The organism is Klebsiella sp. A-Nf5, from assembly GCF_002810545.1.
GTDB lineage: Bacteria > Pseudomonadota > Gammaproteobacteria > Enterobacterales > Enterobacteriaceae > Klebsiella > Klebsiella variicola.
The window spans coordinates 1-12,302 of record NZ_PIOG01000220.1 but is presented as its reverse complement, the minus strand read 5'-3'; the positions used below and the strand labels follow the sequence as shown (position 1 = coordinate 12,302).

Genomic DNA, 12,302 nt, shown 5'->3' with positions numbered 1-12,302 from the left:
TTCCATATGTTATTTCCCCGTTGATTTATTTAATCCACTGCCGGAAACAGGAGTCCGGAACATCATGAAAGAAACCTTTAAGAAGGGAGGTTGGCAGATACCAGTAAATCAGGTCGCGTAGCCAGGAACTGCCCCGCCCTTTTTTCAGTTTCTTGATACCCCAGAAAACCAGTGCCGCTGCAGCCATACCAAAAATGAACTTGCTGGTCCAGAAACCCCAGCCGAGACAAATCACGGCCGGGATAAGTTCATCGAGATATAAGCCAAACCAGCGGGACTGGTTAGTCAGTGTTTCCGGGAAACGGTATCGCTTTAATTCGTCTCCCGTCATCACGAGCGTCCTGTCAGTAACCGGCGACTGACATACCGATGGTGATAAAGGTGGAAATAATCGCGAAGCCGAACAGGAACTTCACGTTTTTGGTCATCATGTACATGATGCCGCCGGCGACGACTTCTGCCAGAACCACCCATTTGACGACGCTGGAAGACTTACCAAACGTGCCTTTCACGGTCGCATCCCCTGACTTCATCAGGTCTGTTGCCGTGGTGGTGGCCATCGCAGCATCCGGGAAGAACGCCGCCACAGCAGCAACCGGCAGCGCAACTTTAGCGACTTTCAGGGCTTTCTTTTTATTGAAAACACGGGACAGAAAAGACGGATTAGTTTCTTCAGAGACAGCAGTGTCCTGAACACTTAATACAGCATTCATGTTTATTTCCTTTAAATAAGAATGGTAGATATATAAAACAGATTTATGACTATATTGCTAAATCACTCCTCCTGTTCACCTCCTGGTACGGTAAGTTCTGAGTTATAAAAGTCCGGAAACCTCTCAAGATGATCTTTCAGTCTCAAATAAGCTTCGGATGTTTTACTTCTTCTGCTTCTGTCTTTTGCTTTGATAAGTCGACGATTAGTCTCTTCATCCAGTTTCAAAAGCACATTTTTTCCTGGCGCAGGTCGTGCGTTACTCCTAATCGCTCTCTCCAATCGACCTCCAAAATAAGATTACCAACTCTTAAAAAAGTTTACATTGGTGAATAAAAATGTAAACCAATAAAGGAGAGATTTTGAGTAAATTATTTTCACAATTCAATAGTACGAATTGTACTATTGAAGTAACAAAAAATTAACATCACCCTTTAGTATTTCAATAACATTCCCCACAATTCTCCCATAACTAAGAGCACAAATAGAAGACAATATAATATAGTCACGATCGGGGAAATTGAGTTCGTTTTTTATATGACGAACTGTATTTCTGGATGTTTGTTCTTTAACACCTGTAATTTTAGATATAGTGGCATGAGAAAACCCAACCGAATAAAGATTAAATATAGCCCAATCAGAATTGGCCGTTTTTGAAATGCGGTCTATATATTTTTCCATTTTTGATGAAAAATCAGCATATTCTTTTGAGTAGTCGCATATAGCCTCACCCTCTCTAATAAAAACCCATCGACTATATTTTTCATCATCAAGGTGAAAGCTCTCAATAAAAACTGTCCATGATATATCCCCAAAACCAATACCTCTTACCAAAACAGAAGAATCTTCCGTAAAAGATTTAATTTCCGACTGGATAAGCTCTATTTTAGTTTTTAAGGGTAGCGCCGAAAACCAAGCAACAGATGTTACGGAAGTTAAGAAGATTTTGTCAAAAAGTGGGCTAGTATGAAGGAATTCACCTTGGGTGTTTCTAATGAAGGAGGGGCAAGATGAAAAGTTAAGCATCTCGCTAAAAGAATGAATGGTTTCCGTTTGACTAAGTACAGTAATTTGACTACGATCCTTCGCACACATAGGCGCCTCCTAATAAGGTATCTATGGATAGTTAGCGTCAGAAGCCGATACTTCTGACGCTAATGCTTCTTAAATTTTTAAACTACCCCTGAATTATAAGACCCACATCTAGAAAAGTCATCCAATAAAACCAGATCTTTATCCTGAATAATTAAAGCAGAAAAGAATAATCGTTCATTTTGAATAATGAAAATTCAAAATAAATTCAGCAAGACACACTATACGAAAATTCTCATGCTATTCATCCGCTTCCTCCTGCTCATCAGGAAAGAATGTACGCATGACTTCCTGAACATCCTCCTGGATATTTTGAACCATACCCTTCCATTGCCATCTGGGATCATCTTTGACATGAGGGCTCAGGCACTCAATGCCCAGAACTTTATTCACTGAAAATTGTGTTTTCACAACACTTTCAAGTAAGGCTCTGTTGAACGCCATCTGATTAAATCCGGATTCTTTACGTTCCATCTGAGCTTCATAAACCCGAAGGCCTAACTCAAGTAACATTGTAGATATACTGGAAAAGCTGACATCCTTATCCTTAGCCCCCTCCATTCTGCGTTTTTCCACAATCGCATTAATTTTCTCACACACCTCATCACTGGGGTAGGCCTGCACTTTACCCATCTCGATCTCCTTATTAAAATTAAAACCTGTATCTATTTCTCAGATTCAAAACCATGCGAAGGACTCGCAATTTGATTCGTGAATTGAATCGTGTCTCAGGCCTTTCTTTTGCAATTCACTATGCGAATCACATCATGAATTGATTTACAAGTCAATTCATCTTAACCCCCTGATTCCAATGAGGTGAATCGTAAACGATTTATTAGCGAATCATTCATGAATTGTCAGTGAATCGTTTTTAATTCACTTACACATTAGCTTATATTAAATAAAATAATGTAAGCCACGTTAACTCACTGTTTCCAAATAGCAATCTGCAAAATTTTAATTTTGCGTAGTGTGTGGTGATTTTGTGGTGAGGAGTGCATATTTGTTGAGTCTGGTTCTGGTCTGGGTTAACGTAATTACAGGAATCGGCCCGGAGGGAGTCTTTTGAGAAAAATACTGGCGTTTGCTGCCCTGCTATTAATATCCACGCCTGCATGGGCCACGGATTGTTTTGATATGGCGGGACGGGATTACCGGATTGATCCGGATCTGCTTCGGGCTATTTCATGGCAGGAATCGAAATGGGTGGTGGATGCTGTCGGAAAAAATCCGGGAACAGGATACGGAGCCGGACTGATGCAGATCGATTCGCAGCACCATGCCCGGTTATCGGAGTTCGGTATTAAACCGGAACATCTTCTGACGGATGCCTGCCTGAATATTTACACCGGTGCGTATTATCTGGCGCTGGCTTTTAACAAGTGGGGCGTGAGCTGGGAGGCAGTCGGTGCCTACAACGCGGGATTTCGCAGAACGGACAGGCAGGACATGCGACGACTGGCATATGCGAGAAAGATTGAAGCTGTCTACCGGGCCATCAAGGAAAATAAAAATGCCGGACAATCCCGGTCTGTTAAAAACGAAAGACCTCATGAATGAGGTCTTTTTTTTCAGATGTATGATTAATCAATCGCCCGCCAGATTAAATGCCGTTCGGGATGATGAATAATGCTGATATAATCTTTCAGCGCATCCTGACGGGAAACCAGATGTTTACAGACGCGGGCATATTCCGGCCCCATATCCGCGACCTGCCATGACAGCCAGTTCATTATCGTCAGCGTGGCAATAATCCCTGCTGCATCGGCGCTGACCTCTCCCTCAAAATAATTACCGGGGATGCGCATCCTGTAAGACTCTTTTCCTTCCGGTGCGATATACCCGGTCTGCGTGGTGATGAACTGAACACGGTTCGGGGTAATATTCCCGCCAACACCCTGCGGAATGATCCAGTAAGACCAGAAACCGCCGTCGTAATCAGAGTGCTGGCGTAACCAGCCTGCCGCCATATTATCGGCTGACGGCGTAAAAAAGAGGGCCGGGATAAAATCCAGACGCTCATCGCCATCGGTGACGGCATAACGCAGATAGTTGTCTGTTTTAAATTGTTCGTCTGATTCACGAGTGGCGGTGTTAACGTTGGGGTTGACGTTTATTGTGTGCATGATGAATGTCTCCTTTGCGGTTTATTAAATCGTTCGACTTCATCACTGAGCGGCAAAGGGCAATTTGCATCCGCCGTGGCGAAAATAAAGGGGCGCGAAGCGTTTATACACCCCTTTATTTTCGCCACGGCGGATGCTAAAAGCCGCCCTCCGCGAAAAGATGATGTCGGGCGATATAGCGCGGGGCTGAGCATGCACACAACCCGGAACGTCAATTCGGTCTTTACCGAATTCACGTTCCGGCCTCAGAGTGGCGGGTATTTATCGCCACGGTGAAAGCCGCGCATCCTGATAAGGATGCAGCAAGCGCGATGTTGAATTTGCGTCAGGATGGAAACCCGGCAGGGCAGAGACAGCTTGCTGGCTCTGTTTATGACAGCCGTGTCCCGCCAGGGATGACGCCCGGCCCAGTGTTTATTATTTTCAGCGCAAAGGATAAATATCAGAAGAGATAAACAGCAGGATGCCGGATGAAATATAACAGTGACAAATAAATAATAATGAAGAGAGAAACCCGCGACGGACTGATACGGGCCGCGCGTAGCGCAGCCGGTATTATCCGGCACCGCAGGTGCGCGGCCTTTTTTCCGCAGTCGGGCAGGTTATCCCCTGCCCTTCTGGTTATTTACGCCGCCTCCGGTATTCCGCGCATAAACTCCAGCATACCCCGGTACCGGTTCAGGTCTGCCAGACGTTTTTCGAAGTCATTGAGGTAATACACAGGTGTGTATCTTACCCGCCGGAACTGCATCGTCAGGGTGTTACCCGTGACCACTTCCGCCGCAATACCCAGCAGAGACAGCTGGATGAAGGCCATATCTGCCGCCACCGGGTCGATATCGATGCAGCTGCCGAACATGTGCATGGAAGGATTGATATCTGCCTCAAGCAGGCATTCCGCATACGCAATCAGCATCCCGGCGGCACCACAGGCCGGATCGCTGACCGTGGCTATCCCTTCCCGGCGGATAGTGTCCCTGACGCCCGGGATCAGCATCCGGGCCATGAGGCACTGGACCGAATAAGGGGTAAAGTACTGCCCGCGAAAGCTATCGCTCAGCTCAAGCTCCATGAAAATGGCACCGAGGAAATCATGAAATTTCGCTTCAAGAGCGCATACCATCATGCAGAACATCTCCTGCATGTTCGCGATATCTGACGCCCCATAACGCGCGCAGATTTTCCGGCAGTGCTCCATGCTTTCCGGCGTTCTGATGCGGGCCATATCCAGTTCACTGGCAGCCAGTGACAGAAAATCACTGAACACCTCCCAGCGCCCCAGATGGCGGCCCGTGTCTTTAAACACGCGAATAAACCGGCTCCGGCTGTGCTGCTCGTTCATCAAACGCTGAACAGAAGACACCATTTCCGGAACCTGCGGCCTGACCTGAATCACAGGGGGATTATCTGCGCTTTCTCTGGCCATGTTAAAAAAATCGGCAAAACTCAGCTGTGACATACAATCCTCCGCTGTTGCCGCTCCCGAAGGAGCGGCTCACCTTTTTTAGTTAAATGCGCGTTTGAGTTCGAGCGTGCGGAGCACCTGTCCGAAGGCGGTGTTGTTCATCGCGGGGATATGAACGCCGCGCCCCTTGCGAATGCTCCGGGCAATATGCCGTCCGAAGGCCTTCAGCGCCGGGTCAATTTCCTGCGCGGCGATGTCATCGCGCAGAATGCGCTGGTGACGGCGGGGCTTTACAGCCTCAGTGGAAGGTGAAACAATGGATACGTTCATTTTGAACTCCTAGGTTTATTTGAATAGTCGTAAAAATCGTTACAGCGACTTTTACGGCGTGGATGAAGCAGGGTTTTCCCTGCTTTTTTCATTTCTGTAACAGGTTAAATTCCTCCTTAATGCGCGTTTTAATCTGCGCATGGCTCAGGTTGCACACATCCCGCAGCCGGAAATATCTGGCTCCGCAGCGGGCATAAATCTCTGTCACGTCACCGCAGACCATCTCCTGCAGCATGAACGTCTCCCAGCCGCCGCTCTCACTCGTTGACCAGTTGAGCGGGTACATCAGGCCCAGCGCGTCGTGGAAGGCGTGAACGTCGATTTCAGCGGGGGCTTTCACCGCCGCTTTCTGGCGACTCAGCCAGTATTCACGCTCGGCTTCGGCGGTGACCTGCATTCCCGGACGGGCTGAGGATTCAGTCAGGTGTAAATGCATGGTTTTCTCCTTCGGGGGTAAGAGGTGGCAGCAACATGCCGCCACCCGTGTTTGTCTACTCGTTTGCCGCCAGTTCACTCAGCAGCACATCACGGGCTTCCTGCGCGTGATCTTCTTCCGCCAGCGTAAGCAGATACCCGCGTTTTGCCGCCGCGCCCATGAACGTCGGGCGGTCTTTCAGCGGCAGCGCATCCAGATAATCCAGCGCATCGCCCAGCACGCGCGCCTGATACAGCTCGTAATGCAGCCCGCAGCAGCGCCCCGCCTCTTTCTCGATGCGCGCAAGCACCACATCGGCGCGGATAACATCGAACGGGTTAGCGGCGTGGATGTTGCGCACAAAACCATCGGTACGCAGAATGGAAGAGCCGGAACTAACGATGCTGATATTCATGATTTTTTCCCTTTTTTCTGGCTTTTGGTGTTTAAAACCATCACCCGTTGAGTTGCCGGGGCCGCGGTTTTGACGTTTTGCGGGGACCTGCTGAACGAGCCCGCTGGTTGTTACCTTCACCCGTTTGAGAGCCGTTCGCCGCAAGGGCGTCAACGAGCACGGCCCGGTGCAGATGTCCGGTACGGAGGCGACATTATTTGTCGGGTTTTCGGCAAAAAATGTCGCCGGAGAGCATCAGCGGTACTGGACAGCCAGGCGGGTTGTGCTTGTCTCAGCCCCGGCGAAAGGACTCAAAGGGGTGAAAGGGCACCAGGAAAGGAAAGAGCAGGAACCCGCCGCAACGTCGGAGAAGCGGCAGCGAAAACGGCGTTGCCCCTTACAGCCCGGCGGCCGTTTGCCGGGGTGCGAAAAGCGCAGGTCACGGCGCGTAAAAGGGCGGCGCATCCTGACAAGGATGCTGCAAGCCTGCCGTTGACGTCAGACATCAGACACTAGCCGGCAGGCCCGAAACCGCCTGGCGGGTTCGGCGGAGCTTACCGCGTCATTTCGCGGTTAGCGGAGTGTGGCTCGACGACCGGACGCGCAGCGGTCGGGAGCCGAAGGTGTCCCCGGGTCAGGTCAGTCAGAAAGAAACAGCAGAAGAGAGAAAGCAGCAGGGGAAGATATCAGCGGAACAGTTACAGTCAGCCCGGGAAAAGGATATCTGACCTGTGACAGAGTGGCCGTGGCGGCGCGTCAGCGCAGCCCTGCCACGCGCCGCAGGCGGTTTTTTGGCGGTCTGTCAGCAAGGAAAAAGGGGCTACCGGTGAACCGGCAACCCCTTCATAAAGGCGCTTCAGGCATGTCAGACCAACGCAGCCCTGAAAAGGCGGGGTTTTCCCCGCCTCCAGGTTGCTACTTACCGCTGGATTCGTAAGCCATAATTGCAGCGACCTCCCGTTGTCCGTCCTTCAGGCGAATTTCGCAAAGCGATTTCCGCGTCAGGTAAGTGAATATCAGCAGTGTGAGACACACTATCAGTACGCACCACAACAGGGTACTTCGCGGCAGTTTCATGGGTTACTCCTCCTTGCATTACGCACGGTAAGAGGCCATACTGGTGTTGACTAGACATACAGTGGGCCTCGTGGGTTAATGAAAATTAACTACGGGGCTTTCTGCTTTCTGCCACACAACCCGGCAACAAACCACCCTCACGTCATGAGGCAAAAAGCCTCAAGCGCCACCGCCATTGTACCTTATCGTCTGCCAGACTGACCAGGTTTCCTGCCGTCAGCTGACTGATTTCCCGCGAAAATAATCAGGCCTGCTTTCAAGCTCCCGCGCAATCAGTTCCTCCGCAAACAGGGGGGCGATTTTGTTGACCCGCCGCTCAAGATTCCGGCGACGAGTGGCGGCCTTACGCTCATCGCTCCAGCGCCTGATTTGCCTGTCGCTGAGAAAATCCACGCACACCGCATACCCCGCGCCCGCCACCCAGCGCGACATAATGGATTCGGGCGCAGGCTGTCCGGCCTCCACCACTTCGGATGCCAGTTCATGCGGACCGGGACACGGTGAGGGTAATTTCCAGCGCAGGGAGTAACGCCACCTCATCTCCGCCTCCGGTCCGTCAGCTTGTTCGGCACCTGCCAGCGCTCTGCCTGACGGACAGCCTCCGGGGTGTCACGCACAATGAAGCCGATTTCATGAATGACCCCGTACAGCGGCTCCTTTGCGTCACGCAGCCAGTCCAGGGAGGCCAGCGACGCAAACCGCGACCGCCAGTGCCAGAAGGCCGGCTCCAGCTCGCGCGCGTCAAACTCTTCGGCCCACCGGCGGTACCAGCTGCTGACTGTCTCCGGGGACTGAAAGTTCAGCTCCGTGACGGCCTGCCCCAGCAGGTTCTGCCGCAGCCGCCAGTGATGCGCCAGCGTCCGTTCTTCACGGCGCATCCTGCGGGTGAACGCGATGTTTCTGCGCTGCAACCGACGCTCTGTACGGGTGTGCAGCACCTCCGGGAACAGTTCAGCCTGAACATCCACCGGCAGCGGCAGCGGGCAGCACTCCCCGTGGCTGGCAATCAGTGCGTCGAGCGCCTCCTCCACCTGCTTGAGGCTGCTCAGGCGATGCTTCGGGTCCCAGCTGAGGCCGGGAATGCGCTGCGCCACGGTCGTGTTCATGCGGCTGCTCCCGGTCAGCAGGCGCAGGAAGGTGCGCACGTGTGGCATGGCGGGCAGACGCGCACCGAGACGGCGGGATTCCTCCACCGACAGGACCGCCTGCAGCGCTGCCTGTCGGGCTGGCTTCAGGGTCACCAGAGACGTTGTTGATGCATTCACTGTGCGCCCTCCATGACCAGCATGCTGATGATGCTGGCCTGACTGTAGCCATCGGCATCAAGCCGGGCAACCAGACTCAGCGTGTGGCTGATGGCTTCCGGCGACCAGTCAGGCAGGGTGCTGATAACCGAGAACGGACGACCGCTGGCAGGGGCAAACACCACCATCCAGGCCGGCGAGATGATAGTTACCGTGTGAAGGCGTGAAGCGGACCTGTACCGGGAAAAATCCCCCGAACTCGCTGCGGTACTCCCCGTTCATGTCCCAGTTATCCGGGCAGTTCAGGTCACGCATCACGGCATGGGTCAGTTCGCGGCGTAAGTCCTCCCCTCCTTCGCGCCAGTCTTCGAATTCCTGTAGGGTCATGGTGTTCAGGACTTCGGGGGTAATAACATTGCGCATTATGGTCTCCTTATCGCCGCCCCGCAGGGCGGCTCTCCGTTATCAGACAGCGTGTGAGGTGGGTTCATCAGTGTCAGGCGTGGTGTTTGCTTCTTCCGGCGTTGCGGCATCCGGGGACTGCATCCATCCCGGCACCCATCGGGTCCCGGAGAGCCATTGTTCGGCGTGACTGGCGGCATCGCCTTTCTTCATTTTTTCAGCATCCGAGGCGGCCCCGGTCAGTCCGGCGTCTTTCAGCGCCGCCACAATCTGATTTTTGCTGAGCAGCCCGAGGAAGTTATCCGCGGTTGGCTGCCACCAGTCGCGCAGGTGGAACCCGAGTGCAGCCTCGACACCGTCAAGGTCACTGCGGCGGGTATGTCCGTGTTCCCGGGTCTGGACACCATCCACCGAACAGGCGGTACAGAAGGCCATCAGCGACATCAGGGTCTCGCCGTTAAGGGAAAAGAAGGTGGTGAAATCGCTCTTCCAGCCCTCCGGCAGCAGGGCTTCCAGACGGGCTTTCTCCTGCATCAGAGACTGCCATGCCTGACCCTCTTCTCCGGTCGGGGCTTCGCTGGTGAGACCGCGGTGGTGGACCTCAAGACGCATCACGAACGGGTGCCGGGTGGTGATGCAGTAGTGGAACACGCAACTGCACAGCCGCCAGACCATCAGGGCCACGGCTTTCTGTGGCTGCCGCACCAGTTCAGCCTGTACCGCCAGCGTTCTCTCGGACGACATTTTTTTCAGGAGCGGTACGCTGATACCCTCTGCCACATCCGGGGTACTGCTGGCGACCACATGCACGGAGGCCTGAGTACCCGTGCTTTCCTGCCCGTCAGCGACCGCCTCCCTCACCTTCTTCTGCACACCCCGCTGGATGCAAAGCTCGCCGTCAGACAGGCTGACCACAACGCCACAGGCCGCTTTCTGCTCCGGTGTCCATGCCCGAGCCGTTACGGCATCGACAAGTTCATCAATCAGCACCTGAATGGCAGCTTCATCCTCAAATGTTTCAGTAGCTTCCTGCGTGGCGTACAGTTCATCGAGACGCTGCTGCTCGTCAGCGCTGAGTTCGCCCTCCGGCTCCGGCAGGACCAGATAATGCTCCCGGTCGTCACCGTAGTTTCTGACCGCATCTTCCCGTGCCAGTGACCATGACCAGCCCTCCTGCATTTCAACAGCCAGCGCGGCGGACTCCAGCTTCTCCTGCACCAGACGCCCGACCAGCACCCCGTCTGCCGTTCCGTCACCCTCCTGGGCACTGAACAGGTCCTCGCGCACGTCGCCCCCTGCGGCCTCATACGCTTCGCGCCCGACAAACATAAAGCGGGCGTCGCGAACCGATATTTCGGTGTCCGTGATGGCGCGTTTAAGCATGTGAGCGGGAGCATAGCTGTGCTGCGCCTTCACGCGCTGGTAAATCTCCACCTGACGCGCCGGGTCACTTTCCAGACTGAGTGCCTGACACTGCTCCACGTCGAGCTGGTTCTCTGCCAGCAGGGCGATAAGCTCCGGGGCAAGGCTGGCGAGCTTCAGCATGCGCTGGACGTGGCGCGAACTGTAGCCCAGCTGGTCCCCGATTTGCGCCGGGGTCTTTCCCTGCTCAGACAACGTGCGGAAACCGCTGATTTGCTCTGCCGGGTGCATCGCCACCCGGTTGTTGTTCTCGACCATCGAAGCCACCACCGCCAGTTCGTCGCTGACGCGCTTCACGATGACCTGATGCCCGGCACCGATGCGCTGCTCGCTGAGTAAAAGCTGCAGGGCCGCCAGACGACGACCGCCCGCCGCGACGCCTGACAGACCGTCCGGCAGCGAGTGGACCACCAGATTCTGAATGAGGCCGACTGCGAGAATGGAGTCAGCCATGTCCCGCACGCTCTCCGGCGGATACGGGATAGTGCGGACGTTCAGCGGGGATTTGACCAGTGCTGACAGCGGCACCATCTCAATCTGTGCGGCCTCAAGCGCGGCTTTCAGGGCGGCGGATTCGGCAGGTTTTACCACTTTTTTACTGGTTTTCGCGGGGGTTTTTGCTTTAGACTCGGTCACTGACATGATTGATTTCTCTCCGATATTAGTTAATGTCTGCCGGGCAGACCCATCTGCCCGGCACCTCTTACTGCTTACTGCGTTTTGCGTACTCCGTAGTCCCGGATATAACGGTTCATCAGGGCCTCACCGCCCGGTTCAAAATTCCAGACGCGCCAGACCAGGCTGCCGTCATCCTGATGACGGACGACAAGGCGAAAATGGGTCCCCTGGTCATCTTCAATCGCCACATTCTGATACTGCGCCGCGACTACCTGCGCCTGACTACGGGTAAACGTGCCATCCGGCAGGGATTCGAGGGGGGACAAAACGTTGTGGTCCATGTGTTTCTCCTTTTCTGCCCCGCCTGAGCGGGGCGTGCTCATCATGGTTTAAAAGGGTGCATCGTCATCGGTCAGCGGGTAATCGTCCGGGAACGGCTGGGGAGGCAACTGAGACGGGGCAGCGCTCTGACGGCCTTTTTTACCGCCCTTCGCTTTCGGGGATTTAGCCGGAGCCTGAGCAGGTTGAGCCGGGGCGGCAGGACTCTGCGGCTGCGCGGGCTGCTGCTGCGCGGCGCTCTCAGTCGGGCCGCCCTCACGACGACCACCAAGCATCTGCATGGTGCCGTTCTGCCCGACCAGCACCTCAGTGACGTAGCGGGTCGCTCCGGTATCGTCCTGCCAGCTACGGGTGCGCATCTGTCCCTCGATGTAGACCTGCGCGCCTTTACGCAGATATTCGCCCGCCACTTCCGCGAGCTTGCCGAACATGACAACACGGTGCCATTCGGTGTTTTCGCGCAGTTCCCCGCTCTGTTTGTCACGCCATGTTTCGGACGTGGCCAGCGTCAGGTTTGCCACTGCGCCCCCGTTGGGCATGTAACGCACCTCCGGGTCCTGCCCCAGATGCCCGACCAGAATGACTTTGTTTACGCCACGTGCTGCCATGATGAATCTCCTTACTCTGTTGTTTTTGCCTTTAAAAACCGTCACCCGTTGAGTTGCCGGGGCCGCGGTTTTGACGTTTTGCGGGGACCTGCTGAACGAGCCCGCTGGTTGTTACCTT

General features: G+C 54.0%; 17 protein-coding genes and 2 pseudogenes. 1 reads left to right on the top strand and 18 read right to left on the bottom strand.

Going from position 1 to position 12,302, the window contains the following annotated elements; all coding sequences use genetic code 11:
- Positions 1-25 precede the first annotated feature (25 nt).
- The 5 genes from traL to traM all read right to left on the bottom strand — a co-directional run bounded on the left by traL (position 26) and on the right by traM (position 2,437).
- Complete coding sequence (gene traL / locus CWM53_RS20480) at positions 26-331, bottom strand: type IV conjugative transfer system protein TraL (RefSeq protein ID WP_004178059.1); 306 nt, start codon at positions 329-331, stop codon at positions 26-28.
- Between the two features lie 13 nt (positions 332-344).
- The gene (traA, locus tag CWM53_RS20475; RefSeq protein WP_100750863.1) at positions 345-713 is read right to left on the bottom strand and encodes a type IV conjugative transfer system pilin TraA; all 369 of its coding nucleotides are present in this window, start codon (positions 711-713) and stop codon (positions 345-347) included.
- Positions 714-775: 62 nt separating this feature from the next.
- Positions 776-940 carry a TraY domain-containing protein gene (locus tag CWM53_RS20470; protein ID WP_032426810.1) on the bottom strand — a complete coding sequence of 55 codons (165 nt, stop codon included), beginning with the start codon at positions 938-940 and terminating at the stop codon, positions 776-778.
- Positions 941-1,114: 174 nt separating this feature from the next.
- Complete coding sequence (locus CWM53_RS20465; RefSeq protein ID WP_100750862.1) at positions 1,115-1,807, bottom strand: conjugal transfer protein TrbJ; 693 nt, start codon at positions 1,805-1,807, stop codon at positions 1,115-1,117.
- Between the two features lie 237 nt (positions 1,808-2,044).
- Entirely contained in the window at positions 2,045-2,437 is a 393-nt protein-coding gene (gene traM / locus CWM53_RS20460) for a conjugal transfer relaxosome DNA-binding protein TraM (protein ID WP_020804860.1), read from the bottom strand.
- A gap of 432 nt (positions 2,438-2,869) precedes the next feature.
- Between traM and CWM53_RS20455 the strand changes: the two genes are divergently transcribed.
- Positions 2,870-3,364, top strand: coding sequence for a transglycosylase SLT domain-containing protein (locus CWM53_RS20455; RefSeq protein WP_165785108.1), 495 nt, complete (start codon positions 2,870-2,872; stop codon positions 3,362-3,364).
- Between the two features lie 23 nt (positions 3,365-3,387).
- Here the strand turns inward: CWM53_RS20455 and CWM53_RS20450 are convergent, their stop codons facing one another.
- From CWM53_RS20450 to ssb, 13 genes and pseudogenes are all read right to left on the bottom strand, one after another.
- Entirely contained in the window at positions 3,388-3,930 is a 543-nt protein-coding gene (locus tag CWM53_RS20450) for an antirestriction protein (protein WP_100750860.1), read from the bottom strand.
- A 625-nt stretch (positions 3,931-4,555) separates the two neighbouring features.
- Entirely contained in the window at positions 4,556-5,389 is an 834-nt protein-coding gene (locus CWM53_RS20445) for an N-6 DNA methylase (RefSeq protein ID WP_100750859.1), read from the bottom strand.
- 45 nt (positions 5,390-5,434) lie between these two features.
- Positions 5,435-5,665, bottom strand: a complete 231-nt coding sequence (locus CWM53_RS20440; RefSeq protein ID WP_100750858.1) for a hypothetical protein — start codon at positions 5,663-5,665, stop codon at positions 5,435-5,437.
- A gap of 88 nt (positions 5,666-5,753) precedes the next feature.
- The gene (locus CWM53_RS20435; RefSeq protein WP_100750857.1) at positions 5,754-6,101 is read right to left on the bottom strand and encodes a hypothetical protein; all 348 of its coding nucleotides are present in this window, start codon (positions 6,099-6,101) and stop codon (positions 5,754-5,756) included.
- 55 nt (positions 6,102-6,156) lie between these two features.
- Entirely contained in the window at positions 6,157-6,495 is a 339-nt protein-coding gene (locus CWM53_RS20430; protein ID WP_100750864.1) for a hypothetical protein, read from the bottom strand.
- 894 nt (positions 6,496-7,389) lie between these two features.
- Complete coding sequence (locus CWM53_RS20410; RefSeq protein ID WP_319829943.1) at positions 7,390-7,512, bottom strand: type I toxin-antitoxin system Hok family toxin; 123 nt, start codon at positions 7,510-7,512, stop codon at positions 7,390-7,392.
- Positions 7,460-7,570 (bottom strand): annotated as a pseudogene (locus CWM53_RS32045) (DUF5431 family protein); the annotation flags it as partial. The gene CWM53_RS20410 and the pseudogene CWM53_RS32045, both read right to left, overlap by 53 nt.
- A gap of 197 nt (positions 7,571-7,767) precedes the next feature.
- Positions 7,768-8,091, bottom strand: coding sequence for a theronine dehydrogenase (locus tag CWM53_RS20405; protein WP_100750854.1), 324 nt, complete (start codon positions 8,089-8,091; stop codon positions 7,768-7,770).
- Complete coding sequence (locus CWM53_RS20400; protein ID WP_100750853.1) at positions 8,088-8,816, bottom strand: plasmid SOS inhibition protein A; 729 nt, start codon at positions 8,814-8,816, stop codon at positions 8,088-8,090. The genes CWM53_RS20405 and CWM53_RS20400 overlap by 4 nt, the downstream gene beginning before the upstream one ends.
- Positions 8,813-9,221: pseudogene (gene psiB, locus CWM53_RS20395) on the bottom strand (conjugation system SOS inhibitor PsiB). The gene CWM53_RS20400 and the pseudogene psiB overlap by 4 nt, the downstream one beginning before the upstream one ends.
- A gap of 39 nt (positions 9,222-9,260) precedes the next feature.
- Complete coding sequence (locus tag CWM53_RS20390; RefSeq protein WP_100750852.1) at positions 9,261-11,261, bottom strand: ParB/RepB/Spo0J family partition protein; 2,001 nt, start codon at positions 11,259-11,261, stop codon at positions 9,261-9,263.
- 68 nt (positions 11,262-11,329) lie between these two features.
- Positions 11,330-11,578: a DUF905 domain-containing protein gene (locus CWM53_RS20385; protein WP_100750851.1), complete on the bottom strand. Its 249-nt coding sequence runs from the start codon at positions 11,576-11,578 to the stop codon at positions 11,330-11,332.
- Positions 11,579-11,626: 48 nt separating this feature from the next.
- Positions 11,627-12,184, bottom strand: a complete 558-nt coding sequence (gene ssb / locus CWM53_RS20380) for a single-stranded DNA-binding protein (protein ID WP_100750850.1) — start codon at positions 12,182-12,184, stop codon at positions 11,627-11,629.
- Between the last annotated feature and the right edge of the window lie 118 nt (positions 12,185-12,302).

Coding starts and splice junctions, on each gene's coding strand:
- CWM53_RS20430 (WP_100750864.1), bottom strand. CDS start 6,495: ATGAATATCAGCATCGTTAGTTCCGGCTCTTCCATTCTGCGTACCGAT.
- CWM53_RS20450 (WP_100750860.1), bottom strand. CDS start 3,930: ATGCACACAATAAACGTCAACCCCAACGTTAACACCGCCACTCGTGAA.
- traA (WP_100750863.1), bottom strand. CDS start 713: ATGAATGCTGTATTAAGTGTTCAGGACACTGCTGTCTCTGAAGAAACT.
- CWM53_RS20465 (WP_100750862.1), bottom strand. CDS start 1,807: ATGTGTGCGAAGGATCGTAGTCAAATTACTGTACTTAGTCAAACGGAA.
- traM (WP_020804860.1), bottom strand. CDS start 2,437: ATGGGTAAAGTGCAGGCCTACCCCAGTGATGAGGTGTGTGAGAAAATT.
- CWM53_RS20440 (WP_100750858.1), bottom strand. CDS start 5,665: ATGAACGTATCCATTGTTTCACCTTCCACTGAGGCTGTAAAGCCCCGC.
- traL (WP_004178059.1), bottom strand. CDS start 331: ATGACGGGAGACGAATTAAAGCGATACCGTTTCCCGGAAACACTGACT.
- CWM53_RS20405 (WP_100750854.1), bottom strand. CDS start 8,091: ATGAGGTGGCGTTACTCCCTGCGCTGGAAATTACCCTCACCGTGTCCC.
- ssb (WP_100750850.1), bottom strand. CDS start 12,184: ATGGCAGCACGTGGCGTAAACAAAGTCATTCTGGTCGGGCATCTGGGG.
- CWM53_RS20385 (WP_100750851.1), bottom strand. CDS start 11,578: ATGGACCACAACGTTTTGTCCCCCCTCGAATCCCTGCCGGATGGCACG.
- CWM53_RS20435 (WP_100750857.1), bottom strand. CDS start 6,101: ATGCATTTACACCTGACTGAATCCTCAGCCCGTCCGGGAATGCAGGTC.
- CWM53_RS20390 (WP_100750852.1), bottom strand. CDS start 11,261: ATGTCAGTGACCGAGTCTAAAGCAAAAACCCCCGCGAAAACCAGTAAA.
- CWM53_RS20445 (WP_100750859.1), bottom strand. CDS start 5,389: ATGTCACAGCTGAGTTTTGCCGATTTTTTTAACATGGCCAGAGAAAGC.